Source organism: Paenibacillus anaericanus (assembly GCF_003994475.1).
In the GTDB taxonomy this organism is placed as follows: Bacteria; Bacillota; Bacilli; order Paenibacillales; family Paenibacillaceae; genus Fontibacillus; species Fontibacillus anaericanus.
In genome coordinates, this window is sequence record NZ_RZNY01000011.1 from 168,688 (window position 1) to 190,404 (window position 21,717).

Here is a 21,717-nt window from a genome sequence, read left to right on the forward strand (position 1 = left end):
AATACAATACATTATAGCTTAAATAAACAAACGTCCACAGCGACACTCCAGTGAAAAAGAAAACACGATTCGATTGAACCGTGCTTCTTTCCCTTACTACAGTACACTTGAACTAGTGATGCATACCTGGCATGTTCTCATGTCCTTCGCCTGATTTTGAAACGATTTCTAGCATGTTGTCTATTTCCCCTTGACCTTTGAGGCTAATTGATTTCTCAGATCCAATTAACCATGCATGATTATACGGTCCTTCTGTCGGAGACTGATCATATTTAGGTTGCAGAGACATTACATAATTCATAACCGATTCAGGCATGGCGTCTTTGTCCGTCCAGAGCAGTGGAGCATGTTTTCCTAAATGGGAAAAAGGTGCACCCGCTAAGGCAAAAGCAGGCGTATCGGAATTCACAAACGAAAAGTTGTGCCCAGGTGTAGTAATTCCCCACCCAAAGCCTGTTGTCTTGTCTTTAAACTGTGCAAAGGCTATAGCGTTTGCGTAAGGATCATCTCCTGATATGCGTACGGTTTGACCGTATTGTTGGAGTTCTTTCTCTACCTTTGTCGTAATAACGGACTCTGGACCAAGGATATAAATGTTCGCGTTGCCACCTCTCGTTTGTAGAGCTTCAACCGTCTCTAGTGGGATCTCATCCTTATTCACATAAAGCAATGGTTCAGGCATATGCGCGATCCAATTGATCGCAGGCATGGTATATTCCTGACTCTCCATCGATCCAATGACCACTGAAGAGGGATTCTCTCCTGCTAAATTCGTGTAGTAAGCATCTATAGCCTTGGCTAAGGCGGCTGGATTGTCACCCGTTACCTTATCGATCTTGAACCCAAGGTCTTTGGCTTGATCCTCAACATTCTGATCCAGATCACCAACGAGGATCACCTGAACCCCATTGTTGATTTCCACACCTTTAGGCTGAAGCCGTTTGATTTCACTGGCTGTAGCAGCTGGGATTCCATTCTTAGTCACGAACAAGATTGGTCCATTGCTCGGATGATGAATTAAATCGGCACTAGCCACTGCATTTTGCCAGTTATCCGGGTCGGTAAGAATAATGCTTCCCGGTCGGTTGTCCTTGCTTGTCGCCATCCATAACGATTGGGACACAATCACCGCGGCTTCCACAGGATCGCTTGTATTCACTCGGGTCGTGTTCTTAGATGCAATCCAAGGCTTCACGACTTGAATATTACTCTCTTTGGTTTGTTCTCCAGTGTCGGCAGATTTGTTGTTACTTGCTTTACTTGTACATGCTGATAAAACAAATACAGCGGCGACCGTAACTAATCCAACTTTAAAAGCCTTTTTCATAAATCTCCCACCTCCTGTTTCCTTATGAGTTATCTGTATTTTCAAAATCAGTGACATCTAATACATTTTAACCCTCAATTTTGTGGAAACTGTGTGGTTATATAGAAATTCTCAAGCACTTTTGCAAAAAAAAGCACGCACCGATGAAGTATCGGTACGCACTGTCATTAAAGCTTTATTTTTCAGGATTCCTGCAAATATACGAATAACTTGATTTTCTTCGGTTACGCTTGATTAAGAAAATGCTGAGTTATATTACTCAAATAATCTTCATCATCGCAATCTTCCTTCATTTGAATGAGCATCTTAGCATCCTCACCAATAACATAGCGGAATTGGTTTGTACCATCTGTTGCTGCTTGAAATATAGCCTCAGCAACCAGTTCTGGGGGCGAAGCATAGGTTGGGGATTTTTCCATCTCAGACAATTTTCCCAAAAATGTAGTTGTAAACTGTTTATAGTCCGTTAGTGAATCATCAAAATAGAACTCCATCGATCTTCCACCAAAGTCCGTATGTATTGCTCCTGGTTCAATCAACTTTACTTTTATGTTTTGTGATAACAGCTCATAAGATAATGATTCAGATAAGCCCTCAACCGCAAATTTAGTTGAATGATAAAGAGACATGGTAGGAAAGGTAACTATTCCTCCCATAGAAGAAATATTAATCAGCATTCCTTCTTGATTAGATCTATAATGCGGCAGCATCGCTTTAGTCATATTGATCAAACCAAAAACGTTCACTTCAAATTGCCTTCTAATCTGCTCATCAGTAGCTGCTTCAAGGATTCCCATCGTTCCATAACCCGCGTTATTTAGAAGTACGTCAATTTTACCAAAATGCTGAATTGCTTTGGTTACCGCATTTTGAATCGTTTCTTTTTTCTCTACATCAAGCTTGAGCACTAATACATTATTTAATGGCATGAATTCAATTTCTTTTTCCGGAGTTCGCATGGTTGCAACTACATTCCATCCTCTTTCAGCAAAGTGTCTGACTGTAGCTCTCCCAATTCCTGATGAAGCACCCGTGATAAATATTGTTTTCATTTCATAATTCCTCCTCTAAAGTTTGTTAGCATTAATTTAATTAACACTGCTCTTCTTCTCTTGAGCTAACTTCTCTATGCTAAACAATCCTTGGGCGATCGTCTCAAGTTTAGCCTTATATTCATTTATCCCAATCTGGATACATATGATCTGAGCCGGATGCATTTCATCTCGATGAAGCGAATACCTCTCACTTAATTGATTTAAATTACTTTGCGCTTGCTCTTGTACTTGCTTTAACCAGGCAATCACTTTGTCGTACCCAACAAATTCACCGAAGTAAAGCCTCATCATAAAATCCGACTTTTTAGTACTATCTTCTTCCAGTGGCCCAAGTAAATAAGCCTTGAAACACTCTCGTCCTTTATCCGTAATGTTTAAAACATTTTTGTTAGGCTTACCCTCCTGAAGTACGCCTTCCTTCGTGATCAACCCCTCCTTCTCAAGACGAGTAAGTGTGGGATAGATCGTTCCATAGCTTGAACCATAGAAATATGAGAAAACATCTTCTAGCAACTGTTTTATCTCGTAACCAGTCAACGACTCTTTCATAAGCATGCCTAAAATAACATCCTGACTGTTCAAATCATAACCTCCACTTGAGTATTTAGAAATAATTGTATATCACAATACACACTATATCAGTCTGATATATATCACGTCAATATATATATTTAAAAAAATAGCAGCATCTGGGATCATGTAAGATCCGAGAATGCCGCTGTTTTGATTTTAACTGTCCTATTTTCATACCATACTATTTCGAAATTTCACCTCGCCAAGAGCCTATACCACCTTGCAAATGGTTTAGTCTCGTGTAACCATTCTTGCGAAGGATTAGTGCCGCATTCTTACTCCGCATACCGCTTTTACAATATAAAAAGATATCCTGATCATTCGGTATGTCATTGATATAGTGACTAATTTGAGATAGAGGAAAGTTCTTAGCCCCTGGAATATGTCCATTCTTATACTCACTTGGTTCGCGGACATCAATAAGCATCCGGTCTGAAGATTGTTCAATCTCACGCTGGAATTCCTTAGCTTTTAATGTTCTTAGTCCCTTCGTCGGACCAAACCGAATGTATATAAAAATCAAGAGGAGAACAACTACGAAAATATTATTAAAAATTGAGCTATTCAAATGATTCTCACCCTTTCTTCTACCTTTCACTTCATCGTCTATATGACTTAAGCGCAATATCGGTCATTCATCGCATACAACTGGTTAAAACCTCGACTTTTTAAAAATCGTGCTGCTCTCTTGCTGTTATAGCGACTGCTCGCTAGGATGAGTACTGGTTCCTCTGAAGAAAGCTCCTTCTCCCAGACAAAGGGTAATCGTCCCAAGGAAATATTAATCGAACCTTCTATATGACATTGTGCAAAATCTACAGCGTCGCGGACATCAAGCATTTTCATGGTATTAGTTTGAATTGTTGAAGTGTCTGTAAGTACCTGTTTATCTACAAAAATGAGCTGGCGAACAGGCCAGTTCATTCTTATTATCCCAATTATTACACCGCTAACAAGTAGCAGTAGAAGAATGGGCATCTGTCGTCATCCTCCTTGTAATAAGATGTCCTTGTCCGATCAAGTTCCACGAATCTTAACCTAAATCAATTCATCATTCCAGCTCATAAGTCCACCTGTCATATTTACAACATCAAACCCATGCTCGCTCAACAATTCACAGGCAAGTCCACTCCGTCCACCGCTTCTGCAGACAATGATCATCTCTATATCCTTATCAAGTTCATCAAGTCTTCCTGTCAATTGTCCAAGTGGGATATGCTTAGCACCAGCAATATGCCCATCTGCCCATTCAGCAGGTTCTCGTACATCAATAATTACCGGGGCTTCCCCTATATTTAAACGATTGGATAGTTCTGTAGGTGTGATTTCTTTCGAAATTTGAAATGCCATTGTAATTTCTCCTTTTGTGTGGATCCGTAATATTAATTACCTTAACGACTTTTTACTAGTAACTCAATCGCTTCTTTGACAACTTTGTCAGTATCTCCGCCAGCATCTTGTTCTTCCAAAATGCACTTGTGTAAGTTTTCGGCAACAATTTGTGCCATCGCTTTATCTGCGGCGTTTCTAACAGCTGACAATTGACTCACGACATCTTTACAAGACTTGCCTTCTTCCATTAAACGAAGGACTCCACGCACTTGACCTTCGATTTTTCTGAGTCGGGTTTTCATTTCATTACTATAATTATATTCCATACTTGTCCCTCCCAAATCAGGATACGCATACCCCTATGGGTATAAGATTAAACTTAAATCCGCCTCCTGTCAAATAATTAAACTCACATCGCTTACCGTGAGAGCTTACATTGAACCGAGGCCGTAAATATTGTCCGACAACAAAAAAAGACCGCTCCTGTTGAGTGGTCTCTTACTTGTATGAAGATCGGGCAATCTAGACTACACCTAGATCTCGTAAATATCTCTTTAACACCCTTATTTATCATTCCTTAAATTATGCCGCCTAAACTAGCCCCTTTTACAAATAACCGCTCAATGTTCTTCTCAACCTTAGGATCAGCAATTAACGGTGGTGCTTGATGTGGTTTGGTACGAGCATCAATAATCAAATTATCGCAGCCCCAATGTTTATTCTCATAATAACTATTCACACCATAAATATCATGGGAAGGATTGCTTCGTGTAAATGTAGCCCATAGGAAATTACTAATTGTCGCACTCATAAATGAGCTATCGTCACAAAGAACGATCATCGGACAAGAAGGTATGGCACCTTTTTCGTGAATAGCCTTACTTAATCCGGCTAGTTCCTGCGCTACTTCAGCATAATTAGTAAATTTAGGTGCTTGAAGGACCACGACACCAGGCATTACTAGTTTCGCATTTTCATAACCTCGGATGTCTTTCAATTCAGCAGGAACTTCAGTACACAATTCTCTCTTCTTATCTCCATAAGCGGCAATAACCACTTTACTACCACTATTGATACCAGTCCCTGAATAATCAAGCGTGTCGATTGTCGTATTCGTATAAAAATGTATATCTCGATGAAGATCCAATCGTTCCAAAATGTAGGTTAAGAAATTTACTTCATGATGTGAATCAATCGGTTGATCCTCTTCTGCCGTTATAAATAAATACTTCGCCAAGCTCAGTTGACCTGTGCCTAATATCCGGTTGGCTAACGTGAGCAATTCAGCAGGTTGTTTGACTTTCTGGTAAGGCGTATACCGTTCACTACCTATTGCAAAAAGTAACGGATGCACACCTGCTGCATCCACGGCATGCACTTCTTTGACGCCCGGAATTTCCTGTTTGATAGCATCCCCTGTTAGCTCATGGATAAGCTCTCCAAATGCAGTATCTTCTTGTGGTGGTCGTCCCACAACTGTAAATGGCCAAATAGCATTGGGCTTGGCATACACTTTATGCACTTTCATAACTGGAAAAGGATGCGTGAGGCTGTAATAACCTAGATGATCTCCAAATGGTCCCTCTGGTTTCGTATCGCCGGGATGAATTTCTCCCGTTATAACAAAATCAGCATCGCTACTAATACAGTAGCCATCGACATAATTATAGCGAAAATTACGCCCAGCAAGTAAGCCAGCTATCGTCATCTCGGTTAGCCCTTCAGGTAAAGGCATGACTGCAGCAAGGGTATGCGCGGGCGGTCCTCCTACGAATATGCTCACTTTAAGGGGAGCCCCCAGTTTGTTCGCTTTCTCTTGATGGACTCCGATCCCACGGTGAATTTGATAATGTAGGCCAATATCTTTGTTCATCTCATACTCATTGCCACTGAGTTGAATTCGATACATACCCAAATTGGAATTCATAATCCCTGGGTTGTCCGGATCTTCTGTATAGACCTGAGGTAACGTAACGAAAGCACCGCCATCCATAGGCCAGTGCTGAATCAGCGGAAGATCCGATATTTGGATCTCCTGAGCAGTAACTGGGAGGTTGCCATACTTCTTCAAAGGGAGTGCTTTGAAGGCTGCCAAGCCGTTACCGATATTTTTAAATGGATGTTTGACTGCACTCATTGGATCGTTACGTAATGCCATGACATTCTGTACGGATGTCCATGTTTGGCGGAAGATAAATTTACTGCGCTCAATAGAACCGAAAATGTTGGACGCCGCACGGAATTTCGAACCTTTTACATTTTCAAATAACAATGCCGGACCGCCAGCCTCATAAACTTTCATATGAATTGCAGCCATCTCAAGATAGGGATCTACTTCTTCTTTGATACGAACTAAATGTCCATTCTTCTCTAAGTCGATAATGCAATCTTCTAAATTACGATACATTATAGTTTAGCTCCATTCTGCATACTTGCTGAGATCCCATAAAGGAACACTTCAATGGCTTGTTTATACAATTCAAGTGCCGCCGGCATACTTGACTGGCTTGATACTTGGCTAAGACCAATGAACAAACCTTCAAATATTAGCGCAAGTCCATGTGTATCCTTGTGGTTCGATAATTCCCCACTATCAATCCCTTGTTGGATTAGGTTCTTATTAAACTCGATGTGGGATGCCATTAATGTATGAATACGTTCTTCAATATCATGTTCTTTTTCTTCCTTGTTAAAGAACTCATTAGCAGCTTTGGTGAGTGGATGATTCAAATCCTCTACCACCATATGTTCAGCGAACCCGTAGAGCTTGTCCTTGACGGTCTTGAAATGGGGTTCTTTCTCTTTCCATTTCTCGTTCCAGTCCCGCTCCCATTCATCTATTAGATAGAGGAAAAGGCCCTCTTTACTCTTAAAATGATAATAAATATTACCTTTACTACTTCCCGTTGCATTCACGATATCCTCTATCGAGGTCGCTGCATACCCCTTCTGAACAAATAAAGCACGTGCTGAATCGGCCACCCTTTTCTTGGTCTGCGAGCTTTGCAGTTGTCTCTTATTCATTGCATTCAACTCCGTCCTGGGTGATTTGTTGGAACTATAATATATAAATTATAGTCCAACTCGGAATATATTTATATAAATTGGAACAAAGCTCTCTGCAAACTAAAGCTCTGTAGGTGCTGCTTTCTTATTTCCCTTACCTTTAGCTGCCATAACAGAAAGTCCAAAACAGAGCAGTAGTACAAATGCAGCAGATACGTAAGGGAAGTTGATATTAATATCGAACAAGAGACCGGCTACGATAGGTCCCGCGATATTCCCTAAACTTGTATAGGCTGAGTTCAATCCGGCAACGAACCCTTGTTGTCCTTCAGCCATTTTCGACATTTTCGTACTGATGGCTGGACGTAGAATATCAATGGACAAGAAAACAATGAACGTCACGACCATAATCATCCAGTAGCTGTTCACAAAGAGCGTTAACAGAACAGTCAGACTAGCCATAAATAGACAAACGGAAATAACTTTATTTTCGCCAAAGCGATTCAAAATCCACCCAAAGAGGGTAAGTTGTACTACAGCGCCAGATATAGAGCCAAAGGTAATAATAATGGCAATATCTTTAGGAGTAAAGCTGAATTTATGATCTACGAACAATCCAAAGACCGTTTCATAATTTGCTAAGCCAAATGCCATAACGAATACGATGATCAAACTGAAAAAATACGGTGCCTTGTAAGAATGGATGAGTTGTTTGACAAGACTTTGGGATTTCCCCGAATCCTTCTTCAGCTGATCACGTTGTTCTTGAGTTGTAGATTCAGGCAAAATGAGTGATGTAACTAAGGCAGCTACTGCACCAGCAATACCTGCGCAGTAAAAAGGAACACGTATCCCGAACTCTGCTATAAATCCACCAATACCCGGGCCAATGATAAACCCTGTTGTAATTGCCGCATTGATGAAACCCATTCCTGTGGCTCTTTCTTCCGATGATGAGACATCTGCTACATATGCCATAACAGCAGGCATGATCAGAGCTGCCCCTATTCCCCCCATCATTCTTGAAACAAATAGAAGAAGTGACGTACTAACCAATCCAAACATTAACTCTGAGATGGCAAATATGATCATCCCAGCAACAATGATTTTCTTCCGCCCTAAAGCATCGGATAATCTACCCGCTATGGGTGAGAATAGAAACTGAGTCAATGAGAAGGCAGCTACGAGCATTCCCACAAGACTTCCGTTGATATTTAGCTCCGTCATATACTGCGGCATGACGGGTACAACAAGTCCTATGCCCATAAAGACAAGGAAAATGTTTAGCATTAATAACAGAAGGGCTCCTTTGTTCCTAGTAAGTAATTTCATCGATGAATCCCCCATTATTAAAATTAAATTCGTTTATACTGAACGTTCGTTCTGTGAAATGATATCACATCTTTTGCTGGGAATTCAATAGATATGAAAAGTATATTTTCATAATTGTAATAAGACGCAAAGACGACCGCAGTTTAATAACCGCGGTCTATTACATAAATACAATGCTCTGCTATATCACACCAAGCAACTCGTTAACTTTGAGTATACCCTCTTTATGATTTGGGTCCAGCTCAATGGACTTTTGATAGTGTTGCAATGCTAGGTTACGATTGCCCGAGAGCAAATACATCTCACCGAGACTATTATACAAATTGGACGATTCAGGGAATAACCGAATAGAGAGTTCCAATATTGAAATTCCTTCCTGAAGCCATCCGCTTTCCAACATCATGTAAGCAAAAGCATTAAATTCACCTTCATGAACAAGATATCTCTCCAGGCTAAACTGTTGAATCTGAGTATATTCACTTATTGCAGCTTCAACTCCAGAAGTAATTGTGATCTTAACTAAATGAGACGCTAATGATCTCTTTACATATTGAACTTCTTCGCCAAGTACAATATCTAGAATTGCCTCACAAAGGACTTTATTACCGACAAAATCGGCATTCGTCATAATAGCTATAGCTACTCCATTCTCAGGTAGAAGCAGAAGATTACTCCGGAAGCCGGTGTCCATTCCTGAAATGAGATCTTACGTTACACCCTTTATATTGTCCCAAAAACCATCCAAGTCCAACAAACTCAGACCAGCCTTCATAATAGGTAGGAGCATTTTGAGTCCACATTTCATCATAGCTATTGTTTCCAAGAATCCTTGATCCACCTGACGTTTCGCCCCGATTCAAGTGGGTAAGTGCGTAATTGCACAACTCAACGACATTGGTATATAAAGTGGAACTTGGACCATGGGCACGATGATAAGGAAATACTTCACTTATCTCAGGACCAAACCCTTCTTTTATCCCTAATATATGGGGTGTCGCAAGTTCATTATAAGGAATCTCTTGTAATAAAAACGAACTTTCCAGCATCGATGTTGGAATTAAAATTCGCTCTTTCATATACTGCTCGAACGAGATTCCACTCACCTTGGCTATCACATCACCCAAAATTTCAAAGCCAATATTGCTGTAATAAAATGATTCCTCAGGATCCTTTAAAAGTTTATGATCGTGCATGCTTCTAACATACCTTTCCAGGCTTCCCTCATCATATTCAGGACGATCCCAACCGAAGTCATCCTCATCAGGCATGCCAGATGTATGATTTAAGAGCAGACGAACAGTAACTTGTTGATACCTATCATCTGCCAATATGAAGTAAGGTAAATAAGTGGATACAGAGGCATCCAAGTTAATTTCACCTTGCTCCACAAGCTGCATAATCCCCGTCACAACTAATGTTTTGGATACGGAGGCCATGTGAAACAAGGTGTGTTCGTCGATGGCTTCTCCAGTCTGCACATTTTTTATTCCGAAGCCCTTCGCGTAGATCATCTGATGATCATATACGACACCCACAGCTAATCCAGGAGCGAGTCCATCATGAAAGAATTGAGGTACGATCAGATCCAAGTTTTCAATAATACGCTGTATAGTACTCATTGTATTACCTCCGATTATTTTATTAAATTATCAAATAGCAAGAGATTATTAACTACAATGAGTTATACCAACGGTTTCACGTCCCTTCTGGATTGTTAAATTATAACACATCACTTTACTTTTCTATCCTAAAATATTCCTTTTTTGCGGCTTTTAGTATTGTAGCTTCAAAAAAAACGAAGTACCCCGTCTTAAGGGCACTTCGTTTTTACAAACTTACGAATGAAAGTCTAGACCAGAACGAACTTCTTGGATGTATCCTGTGCGGATAGTAAAATCTCCAAAGTGTTCGCCTTTACGTCGATCTTTGGCATATTGGACAATGATGGGTTGCAATGATTGCAGAATCTCTGTTTCACCAATGTTTTCTTTATACAGTTTGTTCAACCGGTTCCCAGCAAACCCACCACCCAAATACAAGTTGTATTTGCCTGGGGCTTTACCTATAAGGGCGATCTCCGCCAAACCGGGTCTGGCACAACCATTTGGACAACCTGTCATACGAATGACAATATCCTCATCCTGCAAGCCAGCTTCCTTCAGCAGCGGTTCAATCTTATCCAGCAAGGTTGGCAGGTAGCGCTCCGATTCGGCCATCGCAAGTCCACAAGTTGGAAAAGCTACGCATGCCATGGAATTTCTTCGTAAAGCCGAATAATGGATCCCATCGATGAGCCCATGACTCTTTGCTAACTCTTCGATCTTTTTCTTCTTCTGGCTAGTAACTCCCGCTATGATCAAATTCTGGTTTGGAGTAAGCCGAAAATCTCCTGTATGGACCTTGGCAATTTCGCGTAGACCCGTCATCAACTGGTAGTTATCTTCGTCTTTGATCCGTCCATTCTGGATAAATAGCGTCAGATGCCATTTTCCATGGGTCCCTTTTACCCAGCCGTAACGATCACCATTATGATCAAAATGATAAGGCCGAGCTTCCTCAAGCCCCCATCCTAGTCGATTACTCAGTTCTTGTATGAACCAATCGATCCCTCGATCGTCAATCGTATATTTAAACCGGGCATGTTTGCGGACGGATCGATCTCCGTAATCACGTTGAATGGTAACCGTCTTCTCCGCCAATTCAATTACTTGCTCTGGTGTACAGAATCCAATCACTTGACCGATTTGAGGATAGGTCTCTGAATCACCATGCGTCATCCCCATTCCGCCACCTACGCTAACATTGAATCCCTTTAGACTCCCATTTTCAATAATTGCAATTAATCCGAGGTCTTGGGAAAATACGTCAACTTCATTGGCAGGAGGAACCGCTAGACCAATTTTGAACTTACGTGGTAAATACACAGATCCATAGATCGGTTCTTGTTCTTCACTACTCTCTTGACTGTCCACCACCTTCTCGCCGTCAAGCCAGATCTCGTGATAGGCATTCGTCTGAGGTTCTAAATGTTTGCTGAGTCTACTGGCCCACTCGTATACTTCTGCATGTATTTCGGATTGCTCCGGATTCGGGTTACACATCACGTTGCGGTTTACATCTCCACAAGCAGCAAGTGTGGTTAGCAACGAATCATTCACTTCTTGGATCGTCTTCTTCATGTTCCATTTAAGTACACCATGTAACTGAAACGATTGACGAGTGGTCAGTCGAATAGTTCCACTACCATATTGTCCTGCAATTCGGTCCATCATAAGCCACTGATCGGAAGTCACTACACCTCCAGGGGCTCTTACTCGTAGCATGAACTGATAAGCTGGTTCTAACTTCTGCTTCTTCCGTTCATTGCGTAAATCACGGTCATCTTGCATATAACTGCCATGAAATTTCATTAACCGGTTCTCATCTTCGGGTATAGACCCTGTGATTCTATCTTGAAGCACCTCAACAAGCGTTCCGCGGAGGTAATTACTTCTGGTTTTGATATCTTCAACATCGCTATGTGGGGCACTGTTTGACGACAATAAGTTGTTATCGGACATTTAGCTTTCTCCTCTCGTAATCCTCGGAACTAATCATTAGTAAACATCCCGCTGATAACGTTTTTTCTGTTGCATTTGGGTCAAGTATTCCACTGCTTCTGCTGGGCCAAGACCACCCTCTTGCTCAAGGATTGTAATCAGAGCCGCATGTACGTCATGAGCCATCTTATTCTCGTCACCGCATACATACACAACAGCCCCATTTTGCAACCATTGATAAATCTCCTGACTCTGTTCGAGCATTCTATGCTGTACATACACTTTCTTATCCGTGTCACGGGAGAATGCTACATCCATATGAGTTAGCACGCCGTCTTTGAGCCAACGTTGCCAGTCTAATTGATATAGAAAATCGGTGGCAAAATGCTGATCCCCATAGAACAGCCACGTCTTTCCAGTTGCCCCAGCCTCTTCTCGTTCACCTAAGAAGGCTCTGAATGGTGCTACTCCTGTACCTGGTCCGATCATGATGATTGGTGTGTCCCCATTCTCGGGAAGTTTGAAATTATCATTATGTTGAATGTATACAGGCAATGTGTCGCCGGGCTGAATTCTTTCTGCCAGTTGTACCGAGCAAACGCCATATCGATCACGGCCTTTAGCTTCGTATCGCACCGAACGGACCGTAACATGTACCTCATCTGGGAATGCTTGTGGACTGCTGGAAATCGAGTACAGTCGTGCGGGAATTTTGCGCAATTGGGCTACGAATTCACTCGCGTCAACTCCTTGAAGAGAGTAGTCTTCTACTAAGTCCAGTAAATCTCGTTCACTAAGATATGTCCGTAGCTCTTCTTCGTGGTCTACCGCCAGTAACTCCTTCAGTCGAGAGTTTCCTGTAAGTTCAGCCAATTTCGTCAGTAAAGGTTTAGTTAGTACTGTGATTTCAAAATGGCGAAGTAACGCATCTCTTAATGTCCGCACTTCCCCCGTCTTATGTAAAGTAATTTGTTCGTCAGTTTTCCATCCGAACGCGGCAATTAGTTCATCCACAAGCCGAGCATTATTCTCAGGATAGATCCCCAAGCTATCACCGGGCTCGTATTGAAGATTTGATCCTTCTAGAGAGATCTCAATATGGCGAGTTTCTCTGTCCGATCCACGGCCATTCAAGTTTAAATTCTCCAGCACCTCAGCCTGAAACGGATTCGTACGAGAATATTCGGATTCCGCATTCTCCAAGATCCCTACACTACTAACTCCGTTAGTAACTACGGAACCAGTTGATTCCTTTAAAGACCCCAACACTTGATTGATCCACTCCGCAGCGGGTTCGTCAAAATCCACGTCACAATCCACACGCGGAACAAGTTGCTTGCCGCCTAGCTCTTCCAGACGTTTGTCGAAATCCTTACCCGTTTGGCAGAAGAACTCATAAGACGTGTCTCCTAATGCGAGCACTGAATAACGTAAGCCATCTAATTGAGGTGCTCTTTTGCTATTCAGAAATTCGTGGAAAGGAATCGCGTTGTCCGGCGGTTCTCCTTCTCCATGAGTACTGACTAGAATGAGTAGGTTTTGGATTTTCTTCAAGTTATTTGGCTTGAAGTCACCCATGGATGTGAGCACTACCTGAAATCCTTGATCTTCTAGTCTTTTGGACACCTTTTTTGCTAGTCCATGACAATTACCCGTCTGCGATCCGAAGAGAACGGTGACCTCTTTGGAGGTGACTTGCTCATTTGTAGCCGTCGCCGTAACTGGTGCTACAGTGGGCACTAATGTAGCGGAAGCTACTGTTCCCTGTAGAGCAGTAAGATACCCGTTCAACCATAAACGTTGTGACTCTGTTAACAAAGGTAATAAACGATTAAGTAATTCTACTTGCTCCTGATTAAAAGGACTGTTTGTGACTTGGAGTTCCAACATGTTCACCTCTCGCAACTAACTTTATTATTAATTCCCAGTAAATCCATCTAATTAATCTTCTTCTTTGAACTTATCATAGCTGATGTAACAGGTCAATTAGAATGATCTTATAAAGTCTATCAGGATTATTGATAAAGGAACGGATTCTATCTAGCATGATATAATAGAGACACTAGACTATAGCAAAGTGTAAGGAGATAACAATAATGAAGCTGATATCATGGAATGTAAACGGCCTGAGGGCATGTGTTACGAAGGGTTTTGTGGATTACTTTAATGAGGTCCAAGCAGATATATTTTGTATTCAAGAGTCTAAGCTACAAGAGGGTCAGATTAACTTAGAGATCAGCGAGGAGTACGAGCAATATTGGAATTATGCGCAAAAAAAGGGCTACTCGGGAGTTGCTATCTTCACACGAATTAAGCCCCTTTCGGTGCGTTATGGTATTGAAGAGGATCATGAGCCTGAGGGTAGGATTATCACGCTGGAGTTTGACAGTTTCTATCTAGTTAATGTCTACACCCCAAATGCCAAGCGCGATCTGTCCCGACTTGACTATCGTATGGAATGGGAAAATCGGTTCCGGAGTTACCTATTACAGCTAGACGCTCAGAAGCCAGTTATCATTTGCGGTGATCTGAATGTCGCTCATCAAGACATTGATTTGAAGAATCCAGCCTCTAATCGCAACAACTCTGGCTTTACTACGGAAGAGCGCGGTAAGATGACAGAACTCCAAGAGGCTGGATTTGTCGATACGTTCCGTCATTTCTACCCGGATCAGATTGGTGCGTATTCATGGTGGTCCTATATGCCAAAGATTAGAGAACGAAATGTGGGATGGAGAATTGACTATTTCTTGGTCTCCTCTAAATTAACCGAGTCCCTCATCCATGCGGAAATTCATCCCCATATTATGGGTAGCGACCATTGCCCTGTTGTATTGGATATTAATCTGTAATATTAATGTCATTAACTATATGAATTAATTGAAACAAAAATGCCCAAGGAATGATGTTCCTAGGGCATTTTTGGTATTCTCAGGTATTATATCCTCCAGCGATCGAAAGACCTTTTCGCTTTCGTTATGCTTCGAAATCCTAATTCAATAAGTCTTCGACTTGTTCGAGATCGGCTTGATCTTGCTGTAGATCTTCATATGCCCGCTGCAGCGGCTCCTGATTCAAGCTTCCCGCTGCTTGTGACAACGCATTTTCCGCCTTATTAATTGCATTATAGGCATTCTCCACCGTTTCATCACTCGGATGAGATTGTGCTTGCTTCACTGCGCGATGAACTTTTCCTACTGATTGCTGCGCGTCGGCTAACGGACTTTGTGCTTGTAAACTTGAATATGGGTTTTGCATGTCCATCCTCCTCAAGTATGGTTTAGGTGTAATATCAGTACCCATATAATTTGAGTCAGACCGTTAGATACTATACGTCGCATGAATCCAAGAGATCTGGGCAAACTTTAATAAACACATAACACATAGGATTATGGTGAACAAATGCTCCCTCTTCGTTGTTTCATTTTGAATATCATGAGTCTGATAGTTCTGTTCATTGCCATTCCATTAGAGCATATTAATGCTCAAGTCGTTCCTGTCCTCCCCTTGATCATGGAGCCTGAGGTAATATCCATTGAAGTTTATCCCCATCAGCATAAATTAATTGTGATGAAAGATCATCGTCTATATAAGTCTTATAAGGTTGCCGTAGGGGATCCTTCTACTCCGACACCTATTGGTGAATTCCACATCATTTACAAAGGAAAGGACTGGGGAGCCTCGTTTGGTCCACGATGGCTTGGATTAGATATACCTTGGGGAATTTACGGGATCCATGGTACGAATAAGCCCTCTTCCATTGGTCAGCATCTCAGTCACGGTTGTATTCGTATGAACAATCACGATGTGAAAGAATTATATGATCTCATTCCTATCGGAACCAAAGTAACGATTTATGGTCACGTTCTTGGTGAACTCAATCGTGAACCAAGGATACTTGCTGAGGGTGATATTGGTGCCGATGTTCAGTTAATTCAAAGCCGATTGAAAAGCGCAGGGTACTTCTTCGGCAGATGCGATGGGAAATTCCGTGCCTCCACGACTGTAGCGGTTAAACAGTTTCAACGAGATCAAGGAATCATTTCTAATGGTGTAGTTTCGGAAATTATTTATGAGCGTCTAGGCTTAGTTGAATAAAACAACAAAAAGCCGATCACCTTTAGAGGTTGATCGGCTTTTGACTTACAAATTAAAGCATCATTTAGAATACTTTCGTCGTCCATGATTCACAATTCCATGTTTCTGTAACAACATCTTTGTAAAATTCAGGTTCATGGGAAATGAGCAGAATACTACCCTTATATGCCTTAAGTGCGCGCTTAAGTTCCTCTTTAGCATCCACATCCAAGTGGTTCGTAGGCTCATCGAGTACGAGCAAGTTCGATTCACGGTTGATCAGCTTGCAAAGTCTTACCTTTGCCTTCTCACCACCGCTTAGTACGGTGATTTTGCTCTCAATATGTTTGGTTGTTAGCCCGCACTTCGCAAGAGCCGCGCGTACTTCGAACTGAGAATAGGAAGGGAATTCATTCCATACTTCCTCGATACATGTATTGTAGTTGGCATCCTTCATTTCCTGTTCGAAATAACCAATGTCAAGGTTCTCTCCACGGCGAACAGATCCCTCTAACCCTTGAATTTCTCCTAAAATACTCCGTAGCAATGTTGTTTTACCAATTCCGTTTGCTCCGACAAGTGCGATCTTTTGACCACGTTCCATACGGAGGTTAAGCGGTCTGGATAGTGGTTCTTCATAACCGATGACGAGATCCGTAGTTTCGAATACCATTTTGCCAGATGCTCTAGAGTACATGAAGTTAAACTGTGGTTTAGGTTTTTCCTTGGCAAGTTCAATAACATCCATTTTATCAAGTTTCTTCTGTCTGGACATCGCCATGTTACGGGTCGCCACACTCGCTTTGTTACGGGCTACAAAGTCCTTCAAACCCGCAATTTCTTGCTGTTGGCGTTTATAGGCAGATTCCAATTGCGATTTCTTCATTTCGTAGACCTGTTGGAAATAGTCATAGTCACCAACATAGCGGTTAAGCTCCTGATTCTCCATATGGTAGATCAGGTTAATAACGCTGTTCAGGAATGGAATATCATGAGAGATCAGAATAAATGCATTCTCATATTCTTGCAGATAGCGAGTTAACCATTCGATATGCTGCTCATCGAGATAGTTTGTCGGCTCGTCCAAGAGCAGGATATCAGGTTTTTCGAGTAGCAACTTCGCTAGTAAAACCTTTGTACGCTGTCCACCACTAAGATCGTTGACGTCTTTATCCAATCCAATGTCGGTAATACCAAGTCCACGTGCAGTTTCATCAATCTTAGCATCGATCATATAGAAATCCTGGTTAGTCAAAGTATCTTGAATCGTTCCAACATCCTCAAGCATTTGCTCAAGTTCCTCTGGTGAGACGTCACCCATCTTGCCGTACATGTCATTCATCTCTTGTTCCATGTCGAACAGATATTGGAATGCCCCCTTCAGGACATCGCGGATCGTCATACCTTTGTTAAGCACTGCATGCTGATCGAGATATCCAACACGCATGCGTTTGGACCATTCGATTTTACCCTCATCCGGTTGAAGTTTGCCAGTAATGATGTTCATAAAAGTGGACTTACCTTCACCGTTGGATCCAATGAGTCCGATATGCTCCCCTTTGAGCAGGCGGAAGGATACGTCATTGAAAATGGCGCGATCTCCAAAACCGTGACTTAACTTTTCTACATTTAATATACTCATGAATTGACACCTTTTCTGTTTGATATTTTCTCGTTATATTATAAGCGTAATCAGCTGAATAACTCAATCCTCACTCCATTTTAAATTAAAACACAAACAGGAGCGCTGAGCACCCCTGTTTGTGTTTTTAATTGATTGCTATATCCTTTTATAGACTATAATCAAATATTAGGCCAATATTTCATCTATTCGTGTCAGTTCCTCATCTGTAAAGGACAGATTGTTAATGGTTCCTACCGCATCTTCGATTTGACTGACTTTACTTGCCCCGATCAAAGCAGAAGTGACTTTACCCCCACGGAGTACCCAAGCCAGCGCCATTTGAGAAAGTTTCTGTCCACGCTCTGCAGCCAGTTCATTAAGCTTAGTAACTTTCGCTAGCACCTCATCTGTCAGTTCATTCGAGTTCATAAATACGCTAGGCCCTGCAGCTCTGGAATCCGGCGCTATTCCATTTAGATAACGATCCGTCAGAATCCCCTTATGTAGAGGTGAGAACGCGATCGAGCCGATTCCTTCTTCCTCTAAGGTTTGAAGTAACCCTTGCTCCGGTCCACGTCCCATCATAGAATACTGAGGTTGATGGATAAGACAAGGCGTACCGAGTCTCTTGAGAATTCGAGAAGCTTCAATTGTCATTTCAGGCGAATAGTTTGAAAGTCCAACATAAAGTGCTTTACCCTGACGAACTAGCAGGTCAAGTGCTGCCATGGTCTCTTCAAGCGGAGTATCCTGATCCGGACGATGGTGATAGTAAATATCAACATAATCAAGTCCCATTCTTTTCAAACTTTGATCTAGGCTAGCGACTAAACTCTTCTTAGATCCCCATTCCCCATATGGACCTGGCCACATGTAATAACCTGCTTTGGTCGATATAATTAATTCATCACGGTAGGCGCCAAGATCATCTTTTAAAATTCTGCCGAAAGTTTCTTCTGCTGAACCAGCGGGTGGACCATAGTTATTAGCTAAGTCAAAATGCGTGATCCCTAGATCGAATGCTCGTCTCACCATGGCTCTTCCATTCTCATACTTATCTATACCACCGAAATTATGCCATAGTCCTAGCGAAATAGCGGGTAGTTTAAGGCCACTATTCCCACATCTCCGATATGTCATCATTTCGTATCTCTTATCATCTGCTACATATACCACATTCATCACTCCTCTATACTGAATAAATACATTGTATAGATAGAACGTAGGATTTCCCATAACTAAAGGGATGTTAAATATGGATTAATGTCTGATTTTCACGTTGATTGTGCTGATAATTACTTGGTGGCATTCCCTTTACCTTTTTAAACATTCGAGAGAATAAAAGAGGGTCCTGATATCCTACAGATCTTGCTACCTCACCCACCGTATATTTACCTGTGCCCAGTAATTCACACGCTTTGTTCATACGATAATGCATCAAGTATTCGCGAGGCGGTACATCGAGTGCCTTTTTGAATAATACGCTAAGATGCTTACGGTCTATCCCCATACTCTCTGCATGATGGGCTAATGAAATATCCTCACAAAAGTGAGCATGTAGAAACTCCAGCGTCTGGTGAACGTACCGATCTTGCCCCCGCGACATACTCATTTTAGGTAAATTATTCTGTGTCGTCTCTATCCATGTTGCCAAAAAATCGTAAAAGATACTACTCAGCCTCAAATCCAAAGCTATCTGTGATAGAGAAGCACTCGATAATTGCTCATATAATGTCGGCATGATTTTATTATCCATAGGAAAAACAGGACTAGTCGGGGTTAGATAGGTACGGCTCAATAATTCGGGGACATCCTCTCCTTGAAATCCAATCCACGAATATGTCCAAGGATCAGCATCATCCGCTTCATAATAATAAACAACGTCAGGAATGATTAAGAATCCTTGTCCGGCTACAAGCTCAAGCGTATCTGCACCAACTCGCACAATACCTTTTCCTTTATGAATGAAATGGATTTTGTATACGTCCCTAACTCCGGGTCCGACGGTATGCCCTGGAACACAATCTTCCTTTCCCCAAAAAAGCAGATGAATAGAGGCCGGATTGCCCTCCAAAGGGCGAAATGGATTACATTGAAAATGGCTCATAGATTGTAGTTCCCCTTTAATTTCATATACATCTGTCCTGAAACGATCCTATTTCTTTGACTTCTTTAAATCTTCTACAATAGTGCGAAATGCAGTAATATTCTCGTAGCTATCTCCATAGAAGTTCGCATCCGCAGATGTCTTAACGATGACTACTTTTTCTAATTGATTCACATAAGTATATTGACCGCTCATACCAATCGCTACAAACTCAGTGCCGTTGTTGTCCTTCGGATACCACCATTGATATTGATAACCGAAGTCTGAACTTGCAACACCTGGTTGGAGGCTGTCACGATCGGGATGCACAGATTCTTGAATCCACTGCTTAGGAATGATCTGTTGACTCCCCCATTTGCCATCATTAATATATAATTCACCGAGTTTTGCAAAATCTCTTAAGGTTGCACTAAGGAATCCAAAAGATAGATCATTCCCACGCATATCCGTATTCCAATAAGCATTGCTCTCCATACCAAGTGGTTGCCAAAGCTTCTTCTCTAAATATTTGTCAGGCTGAAGTCCCGTAGTCTTGTGAATCAACATTCCGAGAACTTGTGCATCCACACTTTTATATTTGAATGTTCCTGGTTTACTCTCAGAGGTTACTTTAGCAACGATTTGAGAGGCTGGCATATTAAAAAAGAAGAGTGCAGGAATCATTTTACTAACATCTGAGCTTGGATCCGCATAATCTTCATTGAACTTAGCCCCGCTGGACATTTGTAATACCTGTTTGATCGTAACCCCTTTATACGCTGAGTTGGATAGTTCGGGCAAATATTTCGTCACCTTATCATTCACACTATTAATCTTCTTATCCTGAATCGCAATACCAATCAGAGCTGATAAATAGGGTTTCACCATAGACCAGGATGTATTGTTGGCTGTCATGCTGTTTCCAAGATAGTATTCTTCATGGACGATAGTTCCGTTCTTAATAACGATAAATCCCGTAGTTTGAGTTTGTTCTAGTAGTCCAATTAATTGCTTCTTCTTGCCCTCATATGTGTAGGTTAGATTCTTTAGAGGTTTGATGTTTTCTTTGAATTGATAGGGTGTGTTGGATGCTTTGATTATAGTACTTGGTAGAATCGTATTCATAGAACGGAAATTCTGGGCGCGGTATTTATCATCAAACAGCGTCAAGAGTTTGGTAATATCATACTTTGGAAGATTATTTACTTTGACAAGGGCGGGACTTGGGGTAGCAGATACAGTTCCAGATACAGTTCCAGATACAGTTCCAGATACAGTTCCAGAGCCAGAGCCAGAGCCAGAGCCAGTTCCAGTTCCAGTTCCAGTTCCAATTAGAGTACTAGTTGCTGTTCCAATACCATCTCCCCCCGCCCATGCGGATGTAGTGAGTGTTGTAATTATACCCAGGGTGATCGTCAACGCTACAAGCTTCTTTGTCATGCGCTGTTCTCTCTCCTTAGTTCAATTTGCCAAAAAAACAGAATACTGTATGAGTTATGTATTTAGAATGCGTTACGTTAACACTATTCTTGCTAGAAACAATACTTTATCTGGGAACCTCTACTCTTGCTGGAAACACTACTTTCCTGGGATACCTCTACTTTAGCTGGAAATGCTCCATGTATTTTACCACTTTATCTAATCGTACTTTGATTAAAAGGATTTCCTCCCGCTAATATCAGCATATTGTCCAATAATGAGGAAATATCGTTAGTTAACTGTAGATTTAGAACTAGAATAAAAAGTGGACACCTCGATAAGAGAAT

General features: G+C 41.6%; 21 protein-coding genes. 2 read left to right on the forward strand and 19 right to left on the reverse strand.

What is annotated here, in order from left to right:
- Positions 1-112: 112 nt before the first annotated feature.
- The 14 genes from EJP82_RS14845 to EJP82_RS14910 all read right to left on the reverse strand — a co-directional run bounded on the left by EJP82_RS14845 (position 113) and on the right by EJP82_RS14910 (position 14,051).
- Entirely contained in the window at positions 113-1,327 is a 1,215-nt protein-coding gene (locus EJP82_RS14845; RefSeq protein ID WP_127192845.1) for a cell wall-binding repeat-containing protein, read from the reverse strand.
- Between the two features lie 224 nt (positions 1,328-1,551).
- Positions 1,552-2,379 carry an SDR family oxidoreductase gene (locus EJP82_RS14850; RefSeq protein ID WP_127192846.1) on the reverse strand — a complete coding sequence of 276 codons (828 nt, stop codon included), beginning with the start codon at positions 2,377-2,379 and terminating at the stop codon, positions 1,552-1,554.
- 36 nt (positions 2,380-2,415) lie between these two features.
- The gene (locus EJP82_RS14855) at positions 2,416-2,964 is read right to left on the reverse strand and encodes a PadR family transcriptional regulator (protein ID WP_127192847.1); all 549 of its coding nucleotides are present in this window, start codon (positions 2,962-2,964) and stop codon (positions 2,416-2,418) included.
- A 172-nt stretch (positions 2,965-3,136) separates the two neighbouring features.
- On the reverse strand, positions 3,137-3,523 hold the full coding sequence (locus EJP82_RS14860; protein ID WP_127192848.1) for a rhodanese-like domain-containing protein: 387 nt from the start codon (positions 3,521-3,523) through the stop codon (positions 3,137-3,139).
- Positions 3,524-3,570: 47 nt separating this feature from the next.
- A complete protein-coding gene (locus EJP82_RS14865) occupies positions 3,571-3,933 on the reverse strand; it encodes a rhodanese-like domain-containing protein (protein WP_127192849.1) in 363 nt (120 codons plus the stop codon).
- A gap of 60 nt (positions 3,934-3,993) precedes the next feature.
- Entirely contained in the window at positions 3,994-4,305 is a 312-nt protein-coding gene (locus EJP82_RS14870; protein ID WP_127192850.1) for a rhodanese-like domain-containing protein, read from the reverse strand.
- 41 nt (positions 4,306-4,346) lie between these two features.
- Positions 4,347-4,613 carry a metal-sensitive transcriptional regulator gene (locus tag EJP82_RS14875; protein WP_127192851.1) on the reverse strand — a complete coding sequence of 89 codons (267 nt, stop codon included), beginning with the start codon at positions 4,611-4,613 and terminating at the stop codon, positions 4,347-4,349.
- A gap of 251 nt (positions 4,614-4,864) precedes the next feature.
- The gene (locus EJP82_RS14880) at positions 4,865-6,694 is read right to left on the reverse strand and encodes a UbiD family decarboxylase (RefSeq protein WP_127192852.1); all 1,830 of its coding nucleotides are present in this window, start codon (positions 6,692-6,694) and stop codon (positions 4,865-4,867) included.
- Positions 6,694-7,311, reverse strand: a complete 618-nt coding sequence (locus EJP82_RS14885) for a TetR/AcrR family transcriptional regulator (RefSeq protein WP_127192853.1) — start codon at positions 7,309-7,311, stop codon at positions 6,694-6,696. The genes EJP82_RS14880 and EJP82_RS14885 overlap by 1 nt, the downstream gene beginning before the upstream one ends.
- A 102-nt stretch (positions 7,312-7,413) precedes the next feature.
- A complete protein-coding gene (locus tag EJP82_RS14890; RefSeq protein ID WP_127192854.1) occupies positions 7,414-8,625 on the reverse strand; it encodes an MFS transporter in 1,212 nt (403 codons plus the stop codon).
- A gap of 181 nt (positions 8,626-8,806) precedes the next feature.
- Positions 8,807-9,316, reverse strand: a complete 510-nt coding sequence (locus EJP82_RS14895) for a tetratricopeptide repeat protein (protein ID WP_127192855.1) — start codon at positions 9,314-9,316, stop codon at positions 8,807-8,809.
- On the reverse strand, positions 9,294-10,244 hold the full coding sequence (locus tag EJP82_RS14900) for a serine hydrolase domain-containing protein (protein WP_127192856.1): 951 nt from the start codon (positions 10,242-10,244) through the stop codon (positions 9,294-9,296). The genes EJP82_RS14895 and EJP82_RS14900 overlap by 23 nt, the downstream gene beginning before the upstream one ends.
- Positions 10,245-10,460: 216 nt before the next feature.
- Positions 10,461-12,185: an assimilatory sulfite reductase (NADPH) hemoprotein subunit gene (gene cysI, locus EJP82_RS14905; protein ID WP_127192857.1), complete on the reverse strand. Its 1,725-nt coding sequence runs from the start codon at positions 12,183-12,185 to the stop codon at positions 10,461-10,463.
- Positions 12,186-12,221: 36 nt separating this feature from the next.
- Positions 12,222-14,051, reverse strand: a complete 1,830-nt coding sequence (locus EJP82_RS14910; RefSeq protein ID WP_127192879.1) for an assimilatory sulfite reductase (NADPH) flavoprotein subunit — start codon at positions 14,049-14,051, stop codon at positions 12,222-12,224.
- Between the two features lie 209 nt (positions 14,052-14,260).
- On the opposite strand from EJP82_RS14910, the gene EJP82_RS14915 reads away from it, so the two are divergent.
- The gene (locus EJP82_RS14915) at positions 14,261-15,016 is read left to right on the forward strand and encodes an exodeoxyribonuclease III (protein ID WP_127192858.1); all 756 of its coding nucleotides are present in this window, start codon (positions 14,261-14,263) and stop codon (positions 15,014-15,016) included.
- 139 nt (positions 15,017-15,155) lie between these two features.
- Here the strand turns inward: EJP82_RS14915 and EJP82_RS14920 are convergent, their stop codons facing one another.
- Complete coding sequence (locus tag EJP82_RS14920; protein ID WP_127192859.1) at positions 15,156-15,422, reverse strand: hypothetical protein; 267 nt, start codon at positions 15,420-15,422, stop codon at positions 15,156-15,158.
- A 144-nt stretch (positions 15,423-15,566) separates the two neighbouring features.
- On the opposite strand from EJP82_RS14920, the gene EJP82_RS14925 reads away from it, so the two are divergent.
- Positions 15,567-16,262: a L,D-transpeptidase family protein gene (locus EJP82_RS14925; protein ID WP_127192860.1), complete on the forward strand. Its 696-nt coding sequence runs from the start codon at positions 15,567-15,569 to the stop codon at positions 16,260-16,262.
- A 64-nt stretch (positions 16,263-16,326) separates the two neighbouring features.
- On the opposite strand, the gene EJP82_RS14930 is transcribed toward EJP82_RS14925, so the two are convergent.
- The 4 genes from EJP82_RS14930 to EJP82_RS14945 form a co-directional block, all read right to left on the reverse strand.
- A complete protein-coding gene (locus EJP82_RS14930) occupies positions 16,327-17,883 on the reverse strand; it encodes an ABC-F family ATP-binding cassette domain-containing protein (RefSeq protein ID WP_127192861.1) in 1,557 nt (518 codons plus the stop codon).
- Between the two features lie 168 nt (positions 17,884-18,051).
- Positions 18,052-19,047 carry an aldo/keto reductase gene (locus tag EJP82_RS14935; protein WP_425464346.1) on the reverse strand — a complete coding sequence of 332 codons (996 nt, stop codon included), beginning with the start codon at positions 19,045-19,047 and terminating at the stop codon, positions 18,052-18,054.
- Between the two features lie 67 nt (positions 19,048-19,114).
- Positions 19,115-19,972 (reverse strand): AraC family transcriptional regulator, encoded by an 858-nt coding sequence (locus tag EJP82_RS14940; RefSeq protein WP_127192863.1) that lies wholly within the window; start codon positions 19,970-19,972, stop codon positions 19,115-19,117.
- Between the two features lie 48 nt (positions 19,973-20,020).
- Positions 20,021-21,391: a serine hydrolase domain-containing protein gene (locus EJP82_RS14945; protein ID WP_127192864.1), complete on the reverse strand. Its 1,371-nt coding sequence runs from the start codon at positions 21,389-21,391 to the stop codon at positions 20,021-20,023.
- Positions 21,392-21,717: the final 326 nt, after the last annotated feature.

Excerpts from the sequence above, each read along its gene's own strand:
- EJP82_RS14845 (WP_127192845.1), bottom strand. The coding sequence starts at position 1,327 with ATGAAAAAGGCTTTTAAAGTTGGATTAGTTACGGTCGCCGCTGTATTT.
- EJP82_RS14850 (WP_127192846.1), bottom strand. The coding sequence starts at position 2,379 with ATGAAAACAATATTTATCACGGGTGCTTCATCAGGAATTGGGAGAGCT.
- EJP82_RS14865 (WP_127192849.1), bottom strand. The coding sequence starts at position 3,933 with ATGCCCATTCTTCTACTGCTACTTGTTAGCGGTGTAATAATTGGGATA.
- EJP82_RS14870 (WP_127192850.1), bottom strand. The coding sequence starts at position 4,305 with ATGGCATTTCAAATTTCGAAAGAAATCACACCTACAGAACTATCCAAT.
- EJP82_RS14875 (WP_127192851.1), bottom strand. The coding sequence starts at position 4,613 with ATGGAATATAATTATAGTAATGAAATGAAAACCCGACTCAGAAAAATC.
- EJP82_RS14880 (WP_127192852.1), bottom strand. The coding sequence starts at position 6,694 with ATGTATCGTAATTTAGAAGATTGCATTATCGACTTAGAGAAGAATGGA.
- EJP82_RS14885 (WP_127192853.1), bottom strand. The coding sequence starts at position 7,311 with ATGAATAAGAGACAACTGCAAAGCTCGCAGACCAAGAAAAGGGTGGCC.
- EJP82_RS14890 (WP_127192854.1), bottom strand. The coding sequence starts at position 8,625 with ATGAAATTACTTACTAGGAACAAAGGAGCCCTTCTGTTATTAATGCTA.
- EJP82_RS14895 (WP_127192855.1), bottom strand. The coding sequence starts at position 9,316 with ATGGACACCGGCTTCCGGAGTAATCTTCTGCTTCTACCTGAGAATGGA.
- EJP82_RS14900 (WP_127192856.1), bottom strand. The coding sequence starts at position 10,244 with ATGAGTACTATACAGCGTATTATTGAAAACTTGGATCTGATCGTACCT.
- cysI (WP_127192857.1), bottom strand. The coding sequence starts at position 12,185 with ATGTCCGATAACAACTTATTGTCGTCAAACAGTGCCCCACATAGCGAT.
- EJP82_RS14915 (WP_127192858.1), top strand. The coding sequence starts at position 14,261 with ATGAAGCTGATATCATGGAATGTAAACGGCCTGAGGGCATGTGTTACG.
- EJP82_RS14920 (WP_127192859.1), bottom strand. The coding sequence starts at position 15,422 with ATGCAAAACCCATATTCAAGTTTACAAGCACAAAGTCCGTTAGCCGAC.
- EJP82_RS14925 (WP_127192860.1), top strand. The coding sequence starts at position 15,567 with ATGCTCCCTCTTCGTTGTTTCATTTTGAATATCATGAGTCTGATAGTT.
- EJP82_RS14930 (WP_127192861.1), bottom strand. The coding sequence starts at position 17,883 with ATGAGTATATTAAATGTAGAAAAGTTAAGTCACGGTTTTGGAGATCGC.
- EJP82_RS14935 (WP_425464346.1), bottom strand. The coding sequence starts at position 19,047 with ATGAATGTGGTATATGTAGCAGATGATAAGAGATACGAAATGATGACA.
- EJP82_RS14940 (WP_127192863.1), bottom strand. The coding sequence starts at position 19,972 with ATGAGCCATTTTCAATGTAATCCATTTCGCCCTTTGGAGGGCAATCCG.
- EJP82_RS14945 (WP_127192864.1), bottom strand. The coding sequence starts at position 21,391 with ATGACAAAGAAGCTTGTAGCGTTGACGATCACCCTGGGTATAATTACA.